This is a genomic window from Shewanella zhangzhouensis (assembly GCF_019457615.1).
GTDB classification, from domain to species: domain Bacteria; phylum Pseudomonadota; class Gammaproteobacteria; order Enterobacterales; family Shewanellaceae; genus Shewanella; species Shewanella zhangzhouensis.
Map to the genome: position 1 here is coordinate 2,071,376 of NZ_CP080414.1, position 17,867 is coordinate 2,089,242.

At 54.3% G+C, this 17,867-nt stretch carries 11 protein-coding genes; 7 read left to right on the top strand and 4 right to left on the bottom strand.

The genetic code is table 11. The features are described 5' to 3' along the window. Positions 1–49 precede the first annotated feature (49 nt). Positions 50–694, top strand: coding sequence for an FMN-binding negative transcriptional regulator (locus K0H63_RS08940; protein ID WP_220067635.1), 645 nt, complete (start codon positions 50–52; stop codon positions 692–694). Positions 695–831: 137 nt separating this feature from the next. Here K0H63_RS08940 and K0H63_RS08945 read toward each other — a convergent pair whose 3' ends face one another. The 3 genes from K0H63_RS08945 to K0H63_RS08955 form a co-directional block, all read right to left on the bottom strand. Beyond that, positions 832–2,718: an alpha-amylase family protein gene (locus K0H63_RS08945; RefSeq protein ID WP_220067636.1), complete on the bottom strand. Its 1,887-nt coding sequence runs from the start codon at positions 2,716–2,718 to the stop codon at positions 832–834. 5 nt (positions 2,719–2,723) lie between these two features. Continuing rightward, entirely contained in the window at positions 2,724–4,772 is a 2,049-nt protein-coding gene (locus K0H63_RS08950) for a glycoside hydrolase family 13 protein (protein ID WP_220067637.1), read from the bottom strand. An 83-nt stretch (positions 4,773–4,855) separates the two neighbouring features. Next, on the bottom strand, positions 4,856–7,678 hold the full coding sequence (locus K0H63_RS08955) for a TonB-dependent receptor (protein ID WP_220067638.1): 2,823 nt from the start codon (positions 7,676–7,678) through the stop codon (positions 4,856–4,858). Positions 7,679–8,183: 505 nt separating this feature from the next. Between K0H63_RS08955 and K0H63_RS08960 the strand changes: the two genes are divergently transcribed. From K0H63_RS08960 to K0H63_RS08975, 4 genes are all read left to right on the top strand, one after another. Continuing rightward, a complete protein-coding gene (locus tag K0H63_RS08960) occupies positions 8,184–9,818 on the top strand; it encodes an alpha-glucosidase family protein (protein ID WP_220067639.1) in 1,635 nt (544 codons plus the stop codon). A 276-nt stretch (positions 9,819–10,094) separates the two neighbouring features. Beyond that, positions 10,095–11,342 carry a sugar MFS transporter gene (locus tag K0H63_RS08965; RefSeq protein ID WP_220067640.1) on the top strand — a complete coding sequence of 416 codons (1,248 nt, stop codon included), beginning with the start codon at positions 10,095–10,097 and terminating at the stop codon, positions 11,340–11,342. A 351-nt stretch (positions 11,343–11,693) separates the two neighbouring features. Then, the gene (locus K0H63_RS08970) at positions 11,694–12,908 is read left to right on the top strand and encodes an RsmB/NOP family class I SAM-dependent RNA methyltransferase (protein WP_220067862.1); all 1,215 of its coding nucleotides are present in this window, start codon (positions 11,694–11,696) and stop codon (positions 12,906–12,908) included. A gap of 106 nt (positions 12,909–13,014) precedes the next feature. After that, on the top strand, positions 13,015–15,192 hold the full coding sequence (locus tag K0H63_RS08975; protein WP_220067641.1) for a sensor domain-containing phosphodiesterase: 2,178 nt from the start codon (positions 13,015–13,017) through the stop codon (positions 15,190–15,192). 41 nt (positions 15,193–15,233) lie between these two features. Here K0H63_RS08975 and K0H63_RS08980 read toward each other — a convergent pair whose 3' ends face one another. Beyond that, positions 15,234–15,653 (bottom strand): secondary thiamine-phosphate synthase enzyme YjbQ, encoded by a 420-nt coding sequence (locus K0H63_RS08980; RefSeq protein ID WP_220067642.1) that lies wholly within the window; start codon positions 15,651–15,653, stop codon positions 15,234–15,236. Positions 15,654–15,769: 116 nt separating this feature from the next. Here K0H63_RS08980 and K0H63_RS08985 point away from each other — a divergent pair, with 116 nt between their 5' ends. Both K0H63_RS08985 and K0H63_RS08990 read left to right on the top strand, forming a co-directional pair. Beyond that, a complete protein-coding gene (locus tag K0H63_RS08985; protein WP_011759780.1) occupies positions 15,770–16,048 on the top strand; it encodes a peptidylprolyl isomerase in 279 nt (92 codons plus the stop codon). A 2-nt stretch (positions 16,049–16,050) separates the two neighbouring features. Then, entirely contained in the window at positions 16,051–17,838 is a 1,788-nt protein-coding gene (locus tag K0H63_RS08990; protein WP_220067643.1) for a VRR-NUC domain-containing protein, read from the top strand. The last annotated feature ends 29 nt before the right edge of the window (positions 17,839–17,867 follow it).

Genomic DNA, 17,867 nt, shown 5'->3' on the forward strand with positions numbered 1-17,867 from the left:
AAACCTCTGGGTGTTAAGCTGCTGTTAGCGTTGATTGAAGGAGCCAACATTGTACATTCCCGCCGCCATGAGTCTCACCGATGCTGAGGCTGTGAGTTTAATTGATAACCATCCCTTTGCCTTACTTATCTCCAACCAGGATGGCCTGGTGGCAAGTCATTTGCCGCTGCTGTTTGACAGTGACAGGCACAGGATTATTGGGCATATGGCGAGGGCCAATGGCCAGTGGCGAGCCCTGGATGGCCAGGCGGTGCTGGCGGTGTTTTCAGGCCCCCATGCCTACATCAGCCCCCGTTGGTATCAGGCGAAACCCGCTGTACCTACCTGGAACTACAGTGCGGCCCATGTGTATGGCACTTTTAAGTTGCTTGATGATAAAGAAGATGACGGAAGTGTTGAGGCAGTGCTCAAGCACACCATAGCCCGATTTGAACCCGAGTTATGGCAGGACGAGACCCTGATGCCAAAAGATTATGTCGGCAAATTGAGCAAGGCCATAGTCGCCTTTGAGATTGTGGTAGAACGCATTGAGGCCAAGGCCAAACTGGGTCAGCATCGTAAGATGGGAGATCAAGAGGGCGTTTCAGCGGCGCTCAAGTCCTCCGAACGGCTTGGTGACATGGCTTTGTACCGTGAAATGCTGCGAATGGGACTGGGGCTTGGTATCGAGCCGGACACTGCGCCCGACCAGTAAGCCCGGAGCAGAACGGTGATGCCAACTGAACCTTGAATTGTCTGCCCAATATGCTCAAGTCGGGGCCCGGGGGCAGTCAGCTCCCGGGCCCCGATGTTTGTGATGCGTCTTTGCCACAGCAGTATCAGATTGCCCGGTTATGGGACAAGACTGACGCGCACGCCCCAGGGGGCGAGTTCAGTTTGCTGACTTGCGGGAATACTGAGGATGGGCTTCGGCGCTTTTCCGTTAAATGTCTCAATGGCAGCGGCTTTATCGGAGAAGTTTACCGTGACCAGATACGGCCCCCGGCGAAAAGCGAACACAGGCCCTGTGGATGGCAAAACCTTAAGTTCTCCGGCCGACTTGATGGTGCCGGCAAGTGCCAACATGTCACTGTAGGCCTGCCTGAGTTCAAGCTCTTCGGGCAAACTGGCAACGCCCAGTGGTTGCCCCTGTCCGGCTACTTTGTTGCTGGCTGCCCCTTTACTGGCTTCTTTCGTGTCCGCCCTTTTCAGATAGCGGGCCATGGCAGGTGCGGCTACATAGTCGAATATGCTGGTGCGGCTGGGTTTGCCAAAGCCGCCGGTTTCGCTGCCATCCTCACCGAGGCTCTGGCCGAAGTAGAGCAGGAAAGGCCCTTCGGTGGCATAGAGGGATACCGCCAGTGACGGCAAGGCACGCTTGGCACTGCCCAAAAACTCGGGGCTGGCGATACGCTGCTCGTCGTGGTTTTCCAAAAAGTGCAGCATCTGAGGGGCGATGTCGCGGATTTCGGTTAACCGCTTTCCGATTTGGGCCGTATCCACAGCATCTGGATTGGCTATGCCTTGCTGGCTGATGGCTTTCAGCGTGTCGTAAAGCCCCACCTTGTCGTAGAGCAAGTCCAGTTTGCCACGGCCGATAAAGTCCCGGTAACGTGCGGGCTCGTAGACCTCGGCAATCAGCAACGCTTCCGGATTGATGGCCTTGATATCGCTGGCAAGAAAACTCCAAAAGGATACGGGTACCATCTCGACCATATCAAAGCGAAAGCCGTCGACGCCAAGGCTTAACCAAAAACGGCTGATATCCCGCAGTTTGTACCAGGTATCGGGCAGGTTTTTCTGGGTGGACCAAAAGCCCTGATGCTGCTCTATTGGGGCAAAGGCCAGCGCCGCCGGCACCTCGGGGAAATCATGTTTGCCATCGGGTGTGACCCCGTAGTTAAGCTTCACGGTTTCATACCAGTCAGAGGCATCGGGTTTGGGGCTGGTGGCACCATTGCCGGTCCATTTGGCCGGGGATTCGTGAAAATGGCCGTCCTGTGTCGTGTTCAGCTTATTAAGACTCGCGGCAGGAGGCCGGTTAGTCTCGTCGGGCACCTCAAAGTCGGCGCCGGGCACATAGTAAAAGTTGTTGTTTCTGGCGTAGGCCTGGCGGGTATCGTCCCCTGCACCCAGGCTTTGTACGCCCTCTGGCGCAGACAGGGATTGGTAATGGCGCGCCACATGGTTTGGCACTATATCGATAATGACCTTAAGCCCGGCTTTGTGGGTGCGCGCTATCAGTTCTTTGAATTCCGCCAGTCGGTTTTCCGGGGCGAGCGCCAAGTCGGGATTTACATTGTAATAATCGCGGATGGCGTAGGGGGAGCCCGCAAGCCCCTTGACCACATCGGCATCGTCCCGGCCGATACCATAGGCGCTGTAGTCGGTAACAGAGGCATGATGCAACACGCCCGTGTACCACACATGACTTACCCCCAGGTGTTTAAGGTCGGCCAGTACCACCTCATCGATATCGGCAAATTTACCGCTGCCGTTTTCTTCGATACTGCCCCAGGGGGTGTTGGTGAGGTTTTGATTACCAAAGACACGGGGCAAGAGCTGATACACCAGAGGCGACGGCTCGGCTACCTTTTGATTGAGCGTTACTGCGTCTGCGGATTTAAGCTGCAGTGCCTCTGTATTGGTTTTAGTGTTTTGCACCGGGCTGCAGCCGAGCAGGGCGGTCAGGCTGGTCAGGGCCAGCAGGGGAGCGCGGCGAAAAGAAACAAATGCCATCGGGATTAAAACTCCAGCAAGGTAACGGGGGAAGACAGATTGAGTGTGCCCGGCAATGAAAAACGCCTGTTATCGAGCACACTCTTTACATTCGTGTTCAGGGGAAGGAAATCGGTGAAGCGCCCCATATCCAGAATCACAGGATCCGTATTTTTATTAAAGATAATCATCAGGTTTTTGGCGGCAGGATTATCAACTGGCGCCAAACGCAGCTGCGCATAGACGCCCGGTTGTTGTTCGAATTGCGGTACAAAATGCACCAGTTTACCCCGGTGCACCGCATCACTGGTTTTACGAAAATGCAGCAGGGTACGGATGAACTCAAAGGCTTCTTTTGAGTCGGCCGCCATGGCGTCTATGTCTGATTGACCAAATGCAACCTTGCCAAAGCCCGGCATATCCGCACGCACGGCGCCGTCGTTGCGACCCTCTACCGGACTTTCCATGGCAAACTCGGTGCCATAGAAAATCTGTGGTATCCGATTGGACAGCAGCACATAGGCGAGGGCCAGCTTGAATTTATTCATATCGCGCCCAAGCAGGCTGTAGAGGCGATTGGTATCGTGGTTGCCTTCAAAAAGCACCAGCTTTTGGGCGTTGGGATAGAGGAGGTCGTTGGCCAGCGCCTCATAGAGACGGATAAAGCCTGTGCCCCAGCGCTCCTCTTCATTGACGGCTTGCAGCAGCACGTCATAGAGGGGAAAGTCCATAAGTCCCGGCAGCGAGGTTTGATAGCCATCGGGGTTTTGTTTACCGCTTTGCCAGTAAGACACTACCGCAGGATTGCCGCTCCATTCTTCGCCCACCATGTTGAAATGGGGGTATTCCGCCATGATGGCCTCGGAAAACGTCTTGAGAAAGGCCTTGTCTGAGTAAGACCAGGTGTCGATTCTCAGGCCCGACAGCCCGGCGTATTCAATCCACCAGAGGTTATTTTGAGTCAGGTAGGTGGCGAGATGGGGATTACGCTGATTGAGGTCTGGCATGCTGTCCACAAACCAGCCGTCGGCAAAGGCGGCGGCATCTTTGGGCGCAGCATAAGGGTCCTGAACCGCCGTACGCCTGTGGCTGGTGTGCTGCCCTTTAGGATTGACCCAGTCGTTAAAGGGTAAATCCTGCATCCAGGGGTGGCCTGACCCCATATGGTTAAGCACCACGTCCATGATGACCCCAAGGCCCTTATTGGCCGCTTTGCTGACCAGTGCCTGATATTGGCTGTTGCTGCCAAAGCGGGCATCGATTTGGTAGAAATCTGTGATGGCGTAGCCATGATAGGAATAGGCCGGCTGACGATTTTCAAGCAGCGGGTTAATCCAAAGCTGGGTGACCCCAAGGTCGTTAAGATAATCGAGCCTGTGCTCTATGCCGGCCAGATCGCCGCCGTGGCGGGCGTTGTCATGGCTGTTGCCAGGCTCGCTGTAAACCGGATTATTGGGCTCGTCGTCAAAACCGGGCAGGTCATCGTTTGCCGTATCGCCATTGGCAAAACGGTCGGGGGTGATGAGGTACATCACGTCCCTGTTGCTGTAACCCTGACGCTCGCTGCTGCCGGGTGCTCTTTCTTTAAGCTCGTACGGGAGTGTCAGCTCAGTTGTCGGATTTTGTGCGCTTTTGGGGAGGCCAAGTACCAGGGTGAGAGTGCCGGACCTGGCGCTCGAGAGGTCGAGTGTCGCAAACAGGTAATTGGGGCTGTCACCGGGGATGGTTTCCAGCAGTTTTGCGCCAAGGGCATTTTCCAGACGCAGTTGCCCGCGGGCTATGTTCTTGCCGGTGAGCATCAATTCAAGCCGGGGGTTTTGCATCCCAATCCACCAATTCAGGGGCTCGACTTTCACTGACTTCGCTGTAACCGTATGGCCGGGATGCTGCACCTGACTGAGGCTGATGGGATTGAGTGTATTGCTTTTTAAGGCGCTTTCGTGCCCCTGCATGGGCGCGCAGAGGGTGGCAGTGGATGTGGCCGCACTTAAGCCGAAAAACACCGTCAGGCACAGGCGCCGGGCGACGCGATTGTGGATGGCAGCGCACTGCGCGCTTAATGTGAGTTGCCCCATTGCAACCTCCTGTTGACTGGTAAACAAATAAAAAGACCTGCCCTGGGGCAGGTCTTTTCAGGGTGCCGCTTTCAAAAAGCCGCTTACATTGAGTAGCTCAGACCCAGGAAGTACTGGCGACCGAAGGACTGGATGGTCCCTGTCTGATACTCCTCACCGAAGTAGGTCTTGTTGGGCTCGTCTGTCAGGTTATTGATCTGGAACAGGAACTTAAGACCGTTATCCAGCGCGTAAGACGCCTGATAGTCGAAGATGGTTTCGGCATCGAAGAAGGCCAGTTGAGTTTCAACCGCAACTTGCTCAGACACATAACCACTGCGATAACGCATGCTCAAACGGGTATCGAAACCGTCCAGGGTGTAGAACAGGGTGGTGTTAACCACGTGCTCAGACAATCCAGGCAGCGGAATATCCAGAGAAGAGCCGCTGAGGTCAGTGGTGAACTGTACTTCACTGTCGGAGTAAGAGTAGCTGCCGGTGAAGCCAAGGCCACTCAAAGGTTCAGGCAGGAAGTCAAACACCTGGGTGTAGGCCAGCTCAACGCCGCGGATGTAGCCACCCTTGTCGTTGTTGATGGCGGTTTGGTATTGACCTTCGTCTTTCACCACCGGGAACTCAACACCGTTGTCGATAATGGTATCGGGCACCAGGAAACCGGCTGCTTCGAAATCGAATGGCTGGATGGTGAAGTTGTTGATGAAAGACTTGATGTCTTTGTAGAACAGAGCGACGACCACGGCGCCTTCGCTGTCTTCGAAGTAGTGCTCGTAAGACAGGTCAAACTGATCTGCGTAGAAGGGATCCAGCAGCGGGCTGGTGTTGCCCCATGCGTTGTACTTCTTATAGCCGGGAGTGGAGGCATCGTCATACCAGCTGCCCATGCCTGACTTCAGCTTGTCGATGGGCGGACGCGCCATCACGGAGGCGGCAGCAAAACGCAGCTGATCGTTATCTGTCAGGTGGAAGTTCAGGTTCAGCGAGGGCAGGTAATCGGTGTAAGTTTTACCCACTTCGTTGCGAATATAATCTGTGCTTACCACGCCTTTTTCGTCGGTGATGGCTTCACCCAGACCAAAGCCAACCTGCTGCAGACCGGTACTGGACTGATCGGTATGCACCACGCGCAGACCCAGGTTACCTGTTACCTTCACGTCGGCAAGATCAAACTCCAGGTTGGCCTGCACATAACCGGCCAACACATCTTCGTTTACCGCACCGCTTTGGATCATGGTCCAGTTATTGGACCAGTTGGCGGTAGGGGCGAAAGGATCCTGACCTGTGGCAGCGAGCTGGGCATTCACCAGATCAACGGCCTTGTCGAAGTCGATGGCAAGGAAGCTTGGGTAACCGGCGAGCTCGCCGCCAAAGTTAACCACACTGGTCATGTCTTCGGTCAGACGCAGTACGGGTTGGTTGTCCGGATTGTGGCCAAACTCGAAACCGTAACCTGCCTGAGAACGCTGGGCGTTGAATTCGCGCTCAGAGTAACGTACGCCAAACTCGACTGACGAGACAAAAGCGGTATCCAGCTGATAGTTGAAGTCCAGTTTGTACGCAATCAGGTCGTTTTGCTGGTTGTAGGGCCACATGCCCACTTCTTTCAGACCCAGAGTACTCAGATCTGTGTAGTCATTGGTGACCGAGATGGAGGCCGGGTTCAGGTCGTTCAGCTGATAGCTGATGGACTCGGCAGCGCGGATTTCGTTGTCGATATGCTGATATACCACTGCACGGGTACCACCGTTCACAAACTCGCCATCGGCCTTGGAGTAGCTGATGTCGGCTGAAACGGTCAGGGCATCGCCGTTGTTCCACTCTACGTTGAAAGAGCCTGAGGTCAGCTCTGAATACTTGGAGTCGTTATCGTTTACCACAAACAGGGCAAAGTTGTCTGTGCCATCTGTGCTCACGGTGCCGCCAATCATGGAGCCATTCTTAATGTTGGCGTTGGTGATGGTGCCGTTTTGCAGCGATTTCACCCGGAAACCACGGGCAAAGTTTTCTGAATCGAACTGTGAGTGGAACAAATCACCCTTGAAAGACCAGTTATCATTGGGGCGCCAGTGAATGGCAGCCATGTAACCGTCACGAGTGTCTTCGCCACCTTTTTGTTGCATTTCAAAGCCTTCGCTGATGGACTCAACTACGCCATCACCGTTGACATCTTTCTTGGCATCGTTGAAACGCAGGCCAATAAATTGGCTGGCAACAAAAGGCTGGTACAGGTGCGCGTAACCCAGGGCAACACCCAGGGTTTCTTCGAGGAACTTGCCCTGATATGAGAAGCTCAAGCGATTGCCGTACTCGTTGGCATCGGCAACTTCATCGGCGCGATCGTTAAAGGCACCGCGGGCGTTAAAGGTGAAGTTTTGCTCTTTTGCCGCGCGCAGTGGGTCAGCGGTTTTCAGCTCAACGGTACCGGCCACGCCACCTTCAATCAAAGAGGCTTTGGGTGACTTGTAGACTGCGGCCTGGCTGATGAGCTCGGAAGGATACTGGTCAAACTCGATGGCACGCTTGCTGCCGGTGGTGACCTGCTCGCGGCCATTCAAGGTGGCAAACACAAAGTCGCCATCCAAGCCACGGATGTTCAGGCCGCTGGCCTGGCCGCCGGTACGCACGGCAGTGATGCCGGGCAAGCGGGTGAGGGCGTCGGCGATGGACTGATCGGGCAGGGCGCCCAAATCGTCTGCAGAGATGGATTCAGAGACGGTGTCGCCAAAACGTTTTTCGTTGAGCGACTTGATCACGCTGGTGCGAAAACCCTTTACGGTGATCACTTCGATATTGGCAGCTTCTTCTTTGTTTACATCTTTTTCTTCAGAAGGCTCGGCTGCCAGTACCTGCATACTGAAACCGGCAGCGAGTAACGCCACGGTCAGCAGGTTTGGTTTAAATTGCATCATTCATCTTTCCCCTTTGGTCGCGGCCCATGTCATGCCCGCGAGCTTGCTTGGATGTTGGGACAACAGTCATTGCTTATTAATGTTATTGGGCATTCATGCACTTAAATTACTGCATAAGGCTGCTTTTATGACCAACATGTTGCACAACGGTGACGATACTACTCCCGCCCTTTCTTCCTGCTCAACCAAGTGCATACGTATTCAAAGCCGTGTCAGAGACGAAAATGACCTCCGATGAGGAGGGGGTTGCGGCTATTGTTGACCAATTTTTGATGCTTAAGTGTATGAAAGAATATAAGTATATGGATGACGCGCGCGCAAGCGGCGGTGTCTCATTTTGTGCATACGTATGCAGCTCTATTGAAGGCCCTTTTGCTTGTCACGTATCCTCCATGCAACATCCAGCTTCTTGGCTGCGCTTACGCATTGGCAACAAAACGCCAACAGCCAGGGGCGTTATAAAGCCGGAAAACCCGGCCTAAATGATCTGAATTGAGGGACAACAATGAGCATTCATCCCTGGTGGCGCGGCGCTGCCATTTACCAGATTTACCCGCGCAGTCTTAAAGACAGTAACGGCGATGGTATTGGCGATCTGCAAGGGATCATCGAGCGTCTGGACTATATTGCCAGCCTCAATGTGGATGCGATTTGGATCTCGCCGTTTTTCCGTTCGCCGATGAAGGATTTTGGTTACGATATCAGTGACTACCTGGATGTGGATCCCATGTTTGGCACCATGGATGACTTTGACGAGCTTATTGCCAAAGCCCATGCACTGGGACTGAAGGTGGTTATCGATCAGGTACTCAGCCACACCTCAGACGAACATGCCTGGTTTGCCGAGAGCCGCCAGAGCCGTGACAATCCCAAGGCCGATTGGTATGTATGGGCCGATCCCCGTGAAGACGGTACGCCCCCCAACAACTGGCTGGCCATATTCGGGGGATGCGCCTGGGAATGGGAGCCAAGACGCCAGCAGTATTACCTGCACAATTTCCTGAAGAGTCAGCCGGATCTGAATTTCCATTGTGAAGCCGTACGCCGCGCCGTGCTCGATAACGTTGAGTTCTGGCTGAAGAAGGGCGTGGATGGTTTCCGCCTCGATGCCATTACCTTTTGTTTCCACGATAAGGCGCTTCGTGATAACCCGGCGAAACCGGCGGATAAGCGTCAGGGCCGTGGTTTCTCTGAAGACAATCCTTACGCCTATCAGTATCACTGGTACAACAATGAGCGTCCTGAAACCATTGGTTTCATTGAAGATTTGCGTGCTCTGATTGACCGCTATCCGGGGGCTGTGACCCTGGGCGAAGTCTCAAGCGAAGACTCTCTTGCCACCATGGCCGAATACACCAAGGGTGATAAACGCCTGCATATGGCCTACAGCTTTGAGCTTCTCACCAAAGACTACAGCGCCGATTATATCCGCAGCACAGTGGAAGCTCTCGAAGGCGCCATCGGTGATGGCTGGCCGTGCTGGGCCATAGGCAACCACGATGTGGAACGGGTTATCAGTCGCTGGGGACAGGGCAAGGGCACCCCTCGAATGGCCAAGATGCTGTCGGCCATGCTGGGATGTCTGCGTGGCAGTCTGTGCGTGTACCAGGGTGAAGAGCTGGGGCTTACCGAAGCCGACATTCCCTTTGATGCGCTGCAAGACCCCTTCGGGATCGCGTTCTGGCCCAACTTTAAAGGCCGCGATGGTTGTCGCACCCCCATGCCCTGGCAAGCAGAAGGCGACTTTATGGGATTTGGTGAGATGACCTCCGGCACCAAGCCCTGGTTACCACTGCCGGAAGAACACCGGGTGCTGAACGTCGCCGCCCAGAGTGCCGACCCGGATTCCATATTGAATCAGTTCAGCCGCTTTATGGCGTGGCGTCGCACTCAACCCGCCTTGGTGAGTGGTGAGATTAAATTTATTGATAGCAAAGAGCCCGTTCTGGCGTTTGAACGCGTGAGTGTCGATAAAAAAGTGCTTTGTGTGTTCAATTTATCTGATAAGCCGCAGGCAATGGCTATTCCTGGAATCGAGTCCTGGGAGCTGCTTGAAGGCCATGGCCTTGAAGGCGGCAGCCTGGATGGCGCCGACAGTATTCAGCTTGCGCCCCACGGGGCTCTGCTATTGGGTAATTAAATCCCGGGGAGCGGATTTGGCCTGCAAAGCCTGGGATTCGGTCTCATTTGAGTGAGTTCAACGTCGCTTTAAGTCAAACCGATTTCAGTACATTGGGGCAGGGAATAGCTGATAAGCTGTGTCTCCGCTCCCAGGGCCAGGTAAGTGCGGCGGATACCAAAGGTAAAGGCCAGCCGCGCTTTTCAAATTGGCCCGACATGAAATACATGGGGTAAGCTTTGCTGTAGACCTCGACCAAAAAAGATTGAAATAACGATAATAATCAAGGAGAAGACTATGGCTTCTGGCGTACCTGTTACCGCCCGGCATGAAGGCGCATCCGAGGGAGGGCGTTACGGTTTTGCGCTGACCTCACTCACCACACTGTTTTTTATGTGGGGCTTTATCACCTGCCTTAACGACATCCTTATTCCGCATTTGAAAGCGGTATTCAGCCTGAACTATGCCCAGGCGATGTTGATCCAGTTTTGCTTCTTCGGCGCCTATTTCCTGGTGTCGGTACCGGCCGGGGTGCTGGTCAAGCGGCTCGGTTATCAAAAGGGCATAGTGGTTGGCTTGTTAACCGCGGCGCTGGGCTGCGCCCTGTTTTATCCTGCAGCCGCTTACGCCACCTACGGACTCTTTCTTGGCGCCTTGTTTGTGCTTGCCAGCGGTATTACCGTGCTGCAGGTGGCGGCCAATCCCTATGTTACGGCGCTGGGACCTGTGCAAACCGCTTCGAGTCGTTTGACCCTGACCCAGGCATTTAACTCCCTTGGCACCACCATAGCCCCGGCCTTTGGCTCTGTGCTTATCCTGTCGGTGGCCGTCGGCGCCTCTGCTGAAGCGGAAGCCGATGCGGTCAAGCTGCCCTATCTTTTGTTGTGCGGCATGCTGATAGTGCTGGCAGTGGTGTTTGCGCTGCTGAAGTTACCCCACATCCATGACCAGGAAGATGACGTCACAAGCAGCGGTCACAGTGCCCTGAGCCATCGCCATCTGGTGCTCGGCGCCATCGGGATATTCGTTTACGTGGGCGGTGAAGTGGCCATTGGCAGCTTCTTGGTGAACTTTTTGGGTGAATCCCATGTGGCGGGCATGGCCGAGGCCGATGCGGCCCACTACATCGCCTTTTACTGGGGCGGCGCCATGGTGGGCCGCTTTATCGGTGCGGCCGTGATGCAAAAAGTGGATGCCGGCAAGGTGCTGGGCTTCAATGCCACCCTGGCAGCGCTCTTGGTACTGGTAGCCATGAACAGCAGCGGCGCCCTTGCCATGTGGGCGATTCTGGCAGTGGGGCTGTTTAACTCCATCATGTTCCCGACCATCTTCAGTCTGGCACTGAAAAATCTGGGTCCGGCGACAGCTCAGGGCTCAGGTATTCTATGCCTGGCGATTGTAGGTGGCGCTTTGGTTCCTTTGCTGCAGGGGCTTCTGGCCGATTCTGTTGGCCTGTCAGCCTCCTTTATTCTGCCGGTACTGTGCTACGGCTACATCCTTTTCTATGGTCTGAAGGGCTGTAAGCCTGTGGCAGCAAAGGCCTGAGCCATTGCCAGGATGTCAATAAAAGGTCCTGGGCAGAGGACTCGATAAAAAGGCGCCGTAAAGGCGCTTTTTTATTGGCTGGAGCCAGAGGGGTAAACGCAAGTTTTCTGTTTGAATAAGCTGAAGGCGTAAGCAGACGCGATAAAGATGTCACTGACTGGGTTTTAAAGAGGGAGTGAAAGAGCCCGCCGAGGACATGAAAAGGACACGAAAAGGGCACAACAGACTGTCGATACCATGGCCAACGTCAAAGCCAGCCTGCATAAACCGCGATTGCCTTTGTGTTCTTCCTTGCGAAGGGACTCAATACCTCCTATGATCCCGCAGTTTTTTCAATGCCGGATAGACACCATGCTCGCATCGCCTTTATCGCCTTCTTCTGCCGAATTGGTCCTTGGGATCCTCAATCAGGTTTTGATAGAAGGCTCGCCCCTGGACAGGGCCTACTCACGCCATTTTTCGGGCCTTAAGCTGGAAAGTGAAGAGCAGGCCAGAATTGCCACGGTAACCGGGGAGCTTATCCGGCGTTTGAATCTTTTCTGTTTCCTCGCCGACACCACCCCGGAGCGCATCGAGCGTGAAGGCAGCAGGGTACTGAATGCCTGGCACAGGTTCCATGGTTTGGCCATTCCGCGTCTCAGATACACCCTGGATATTGAAGATGCGGTTTTTGCAGAGCGCCTCGAGCGTGCCAAGGCCGCGCCGCTGTTGTGGGACGGATGTCCTGACTGGCTGGATAAACTCGGACAGGCCGAGCTGGGTGATAGCTGGGCGGCAGAACGTGCGGCCCTGTCTTTGGCTCCCAAGCGCTATTTGCGCACCAATGGCCTTAAGTGTACCCGGGATGAACTGGCGCAGCGCCTGGCCGCTGAAGGGGTGCAGACAATCCCTGTCGATAACGTCGATTCAGCACTGGAAGTGACCTCCAATGCCGCACTCTTTCGTACCAAGGCCTTTGCCGATGGTTGGTTTGAGCAGCAGGATGCCGGTTCACAGTTGGTTGCCGCAGCGCTGGATGTGAAACCCGGGATGCGTGTGATTGATGCCTGTGCCGGTGCCGGCGGTAAAACACTGCATCTGGCCGCTGCCATGGCGGGTAAGGGCAGGCTGCTTGCCATGGATGTTGAGCAGTGGAAGCTGGATAACCTCAAAGAGCGGGCGCGCCGCGCAGGTGCCCACAACGTGGAGACCCGCATTATTGCCGGCAGTAAAACCATTAAACGTTTGAAACTGTCCGCCGACAGATTGCTGCTGGACGTGCCTTGCTCCGGTCTTGGGGTGCTAAAGCGTAATCCCGATGCCAAGTGGCGCGATACCGAAGAGCGTTTGCCGGTGCTGATGGAGCTGCAGGCCCATATTCTTGGCAGCTACAGCCGCATGGTCAAGGTAGGAGGCATTCTGGTGTATGCAACCTGCTCAATCATGCCCTGTGAAAACCGTGGCCAGGTTGATGCGTTTTTGGCGGCCAATCCCAACTTCCGTTTGCTGGAAGATGAAAATATTACCCCGGCCACATCGGGCTTCGATGGTTTTTACCTCGCAAAATTGGAGCGGATAGCCGAATAACACAATTTACCAGTCTGTACTGGCATAGTGTTAAGACAAAAGTCTCCTTGTGTTTGCCTTTGGCCAATAATATACAAGATGTAAGAGGTTACCGACGGGGGCCTTCATGGGCAGGGATGTACAATCACAAGAATTTGGTGTGCGCGGATATGGCGGCATTTTGGCTATGGTGCTTGAACATAGGCCCCTGTCTGAGATCCTCCACGCCCTGACCGCGCTGATAGAATCTCAGACCAGCGGTACTGTGGCCTCTGTCCTGCTACTCAGTGAAGACGGCAGTCGGTTGCTCACCGGCGCCGCTCCCGGGCTGCCGGAAGAATTCAATCGGATTGTCCATGGCGCTGAAATCGGCCTCGGCGTCGGCTCTTGTGGCAGTGCCGCCTTTTTGGGTGAAAGGGTGGTGGTAAGTGATATCGCCACCCACGAATATTGGCAGCCTTATAACAGCTTACCTTTGGCGGCCGGGCTTAAATCCTGCTGGTCAGAACCAATCAAAGACAGCCACGGCAAGGTGATTGGCACCTTCGCGCTGTATCATGACACTATCAAGTCGCCCACCACCGGCGAGCTGACGTTTATCGCCGAGGGCGGTAAGCTGGCAGCCCTTGCCATTGAACGCAGCCGCGATCAGCGATATCAGCAATTGGTGGCGCGGATCTTCAATAAAATGCCTATGGCACTCGCCATTACCGATGATAAGTGGCAGCTGCTGTATAAAAATCCTCCGTTTAAAAACTGGTTTAATCCCACGTTACAGGCTTTAGAGCCTGAAAAAATGTTTGATGCATGCTCGGCTGAGATGCTTTGTCAGTTAGAGCTGCAATTGCAAAATGGCAGCAGTTTCAGTGGGGAGTTCACTCTTGGGGGGAATGACGTTCAGGAAAGGCGCGTGGAAGTCCTGGTGACGCCAATTGCCGATCCCCAGGGTGATGGCGCCATGTACGGTTGGTTGATGAGTGACATCACTGAACGACAAAAGGCGGCCAAACTGATTGAGTATCAAGCAAATTATGATTCGCTTACCGGTCTTGCCAACCGTTTTTTGCTATCGTCCTCCATGGCCAGTGCCTGTGCTCAAAGCCAGCCATTTTGGTTGTTTGTCATGGATTTAGACCGCTTCAAATATATCAACGACAGCTTTGGTCACCATGTGGGGGATGAACTTTTACGCATGGCTGCCAATCGGCTGCAGTCGTTATTGCCTGATAATGCCCGGTTATCGGCCCTGTTATCCCGGGTTGGAGGAGATGAGTTTGCCCTGTTTTTGACTGCCGATGGAGCTGAACCTGAGGCGCTGGCCAAGCAGTTGGTGATATCCATGTCGCACCCCTTTGATATTGAAGGCAGGCGCCTGCACAGTGGCATCAGTCTGGGAATTGCACGATATCCTGACGATGGTCTCACTCCCGATAACTTGTTTCAGGCGGCGGATCAGGCGATGTACTGTGCCAAGAGCGCAGGTCGCAGTACCTGGCGTCACTTCGCCCCCCAGATGCGGGAAAGCGCCGCAAGAACGGCGACCTTAACATCGGCGCTGAAGGAAGCCATAGCCGCTGACGAGCTGACCCTGGTATATCAGCCCATAGTGGACATTAACAGCCAGCGAATTATTGCGGCCGAAGCTTTGCTGCGCTGGCGGTATGAAGGGGAAGATATCTCGCCCGTCGAATTTATTCCCTTGGCCGAGAGCGCCGGGCTAATTCCGGCCATTGGCGAGCTGGTTCGTCACCGAGCCCTGAAGCTCATAGATACGCTTTGCCGGGCCAATACACCGATTAAACTGTCGGTGAATGTATCGAGTTTTGAGCTCTGGTCAGATGCTCAGCAAGCCTGCTTTCTGGACTCACTGCTTAAGCACAGCATAGAGTCAACGCATCTCTCCTGGCTTATCCTTGAAATTACCGAGTCGCTGCTGCTTGAAACCAATTCGGGTCTTATCAAGACCCTCGAACAGCTTCGGCAACAGGGGATTTGGATTGCTATCGATGACTTTGGCACAGGCTATTCGTCGCTGGCGTATCTGATGAGTTTTCCGATGGATTGCATCAAACTTGATAAGTCATTTATGGCGACCGTGGGCCAGCCCGGCAAAGGCGAGGCACTCACCGAGGCCATTATCAAAATGAGCCACGCCATGGAGCTGTGTGTGGTGGCAGAAGGGGTGGAACACCCTCAGCAGCTTGAATTTTTGTGCCGCCATCAGGTGTTAAAGGCTCAGGGCTTTTTACTGCATCGCCCCATGGATGAAGCGGCGCTGATGGCGCTGCTCCGCGCCCAAAACTAAGCCAAGACTATTCCCCCGGCGCTGCTATTCTCCCTGCGCCGTTATTCCCCCTGCAAGGTGGCGATAATACGCCGCTCTGCGCCACTGTTACGGTGCTCGCCAAGGTAAATACCCTGCCAGGTGCCAAGTGCCAGTCGTCCTTTGCTGATGGGCAGGATAAGACTGGTCCCCAGCAAACTGGATTTCAGGTGTGCCGGCATATCGTCAGGGCCTTCGTAGTCGTGGCAATACCAGGGCTCATTTTCCCTTACTGTCCGATTGAAGAAGCTTTCAAAATCCTGCCTTACCGTGGGGTCGGCATTTTCGTTCAGGCTGAGCGAGGCAGAGGTATGCAGCAGCTGCAAATGCAGTAATCCCACGGTTACATCGGCAAGCTCTGGCAATTGAGCGATTATTTCCTCTGTGACCAAATGAAACCCGCGGCGCTTTGGACCAAGGCTGAAGCTTTTTTGAAACCACATTAGGCATCTCCCATTTTTGAACCCGCAGTGTATGAAAGCCCTCTTAGTCATGCAAGCGCTGCCTTGGGAAGCGCTTTGGGGTAGAATAGACACATTGCAAGATTGAGGAGAGTCCCATGGCCAGAGCCTGTGCCAGACATATTTTGGTCAAAACCCGCGAAGAAGCAGAAAAACTGAAAGCCCGTATCGACAAGGGAGAAGACTTTGGCAAACTGGCCAAGCAGTATTCCCTTTGCCCCTCCAAGCGCCGCAGCGGCGATCTGGGTGAGTTTGGTCCGGGGCAGATGGTTAAAGCCTTTGACGATGTGGTGTTTAAAAAGCCGATACTGGAAGTCCATGGCCCGGTTAAAACCCGTTTTGGTTTCCATCTTATCCAAACCATCTACCGCAACTGAACTTGGCTAACACCCTCGAGGATCCCGATTATTACCTCAGGCACTTCAGACTTTTGCTGAGTGGCCTCGGACGCTATCGGGATCTTTTGTCCGAAGACGAGCTTAAACTCCTGAATTGCGCTGACACCCTGTCAGAAGGTGCGCTCAGGCTCCTGGTGCGGCTACTGAGTCGACGCGGTGATTATTTTCGTATCAGTAAGCTGAGTTACGCAGACATTCCTGACTTGGCCCAGGCCTGTCATGAGCTTAAGCAGCACGGATTCGTCACCCTTGGGGCCTTACCCGGGCAGGATATTCTTACATCCCTTATTACCCGTGATGAGCTTGCTGCGGCCATTTCGAAGCTCCTGAGTGTCGGTATAGAAAAGGGGGCGGATTCAAGGGCGAACGCTGAACAATCTCGTGGCTCACGACCTCAAAAAACTTCAACCAAACAGCAGCTTATTGCCTTTGCTGATGATGCCGTCCACGGGGATGGAACGGGGCTTTGGCCAGGTATAGCGGCGCAATTTACAGAGGATGTACTCAGGCTAGACGCTGCTTCTGCCCATGACACCTTAAGGCTTTTGTATTTTGGCAATGCCTGGCAGCAATCGGACGAGTTTGTTGTCACCGAACTCGGTTATCGCCGCTACGAAAACTATGGGCTGGATGAGGCCAACCGACGATTTGATAGCCGCCCTGAAGTCGAACTCGCCTTGCTGTGTGCTGATGTTGCCAGAGCGTTGGAAGACACAAGACATCTTCCCCTGGCTGTACTGGAAGACATGGTTGAGCTGCTCAAAACCCAGCTTTCTTCATCTTTAAGCCATGGATTTTCACCTGAACCAAAGGCTGAGTTTGTCAGCGATACCGGCAGGCAAGGGCGCAAACTACGTCATCTGCTAAGCCGGATCGCCAGAGAATATGAACGCAGGGGCTTAACGGAGCAGGCTTTGGGACTGTATCAAGGCCTGGAACTCGTGCCTGCCCGTGAGCGGCGAGTGCGCTGTCTGGAAGCCCTTGGCCGATACCAAGAAGCCTTTGACTGTGCGATGACACTCTTTGAATCGCCGCTGGCCGATGAGGAGTACCATGCCAGCCTGCGTATGTTGCCAAGACTCGCCAAAAAAGCAGGTTTATCATGGCGCAACCCTGCCCCCTTGAAGCTGTGTGAACTCAAACTGGAGTTGGCCGAGGAGGTTGGGCCTGAGTATGCCGTTATCAAACACTTTGAGGCTCAGGGGATAGCGGGTTGGCACCTGGAAAACAGCTTCAGCTGTGGCCTCTTTGGGCTGGCACTGTGGGATATTCTGTTTGCGCCGGTAAAAGGGGCTTTTGATCATCCGTTTCAAACTGCGCCATCGGACATGTATCAGCCCGAGTTCAGTACGCGGCGTCAGGCCATGCTTGATGAGCGCTTGCTTGCGCTTAATCAGGGGGATATCTCCATGCTTAGCCGTCATTTTCACAGTAAGCACGGCATTGCCAATGACTGGGTGAATTGGACGCTATGGAGCGAAACCCTTTTTGCCTCTTTGCTGCCTTATCTCACAGGCACTTTTGTGGCGTCGCTGGTGGAGAGATTATTGCCGGATCTTCGTGCCAGACGCAGCGGCTTTCCGGATTTGGTGTTGATTCGGGATGGGCAGCTTGCCTTTGTCGAAGTGAAAGGACCCGGCGATCGCCTTGCCGATCATCAAAAGGATTGGCTGAGCTGGCTTGGCAGGAAAGAAATGGTGAGTGAGGTTCTGTGGGTGACATGGCGAACGGAAGATGCGACTGATGGTATTGGAGAGACACTTCCTTAATCCACCTTGCGAAAGGCTTCGTGGCGCAG

Bases quoted from the DNA above. Each gene is read 5' to 3' on its own strand.
- K0H63_RS08970 (WP_220067862.1), top strand. From the start codon at position 11,694: ATGCTCGCATCGCCTTTATCGCCTTCTTCTGCCGAATTGGTCCTTGGG.
- K0H63_RS08960 (WP_220067639.1), top strand. From the start codon at position 8,184: ATGAGCATTCATCCCTGGTGGCGCGGCGCTGCCATTTACCAGATTTAC.
- K0H63_RS08955 (WP_220067638.1), bottom strand. From the start codon at position 7,678: ATGATGCAATTTAAACCAAACCTGCTGACCGTGGCGTTACTCGCTGCC.
- K0H63_RS08985 (WP_011759780.1), top strand. From the start codon at position 15,770: ATGGCCAGAGCCTGTGCCAGACATATTTTGGTCAAAACCCGCGAAGAA.
- K0H63_RS08950 (WP_220067637.1), bottom strand. From the start codon at position 4,772: ATGGGGCAACTCACATTAAGCGCGCAGTGCGCTGCCATCCACAATCGC.
- K0H63_RS08965 (WP_220067640.1), top strand. From the start codon at position 10,095: ATGGCTTCTGGCGTACCTGTTACCGCCCGGCATGAAGGCGCATCCGAG.
- K0H63_RS08975 (WP_220067641.1), top strand. From the start codon at position 13,015: ATGGGCAGGGATGTACAATCACAAGAATTTGGTGTGCGCGGATATGGC.
- K0H63_RS08980 (WP_220067642.1), bottom strand. From the start codon at position 15,653: ATGTGGTTTCAAAAAAGCTTCAGCCTTGGTCCAAAGCGCCGCGGGTTT.
- K0H63_RS08945 (WP_220067636.1), bottom strand. From the start codon at position 2,718: ATGGCATTTGTTTCTTTTCGCCGCGCTCCCCTGCTGGCCCTGACCAGC.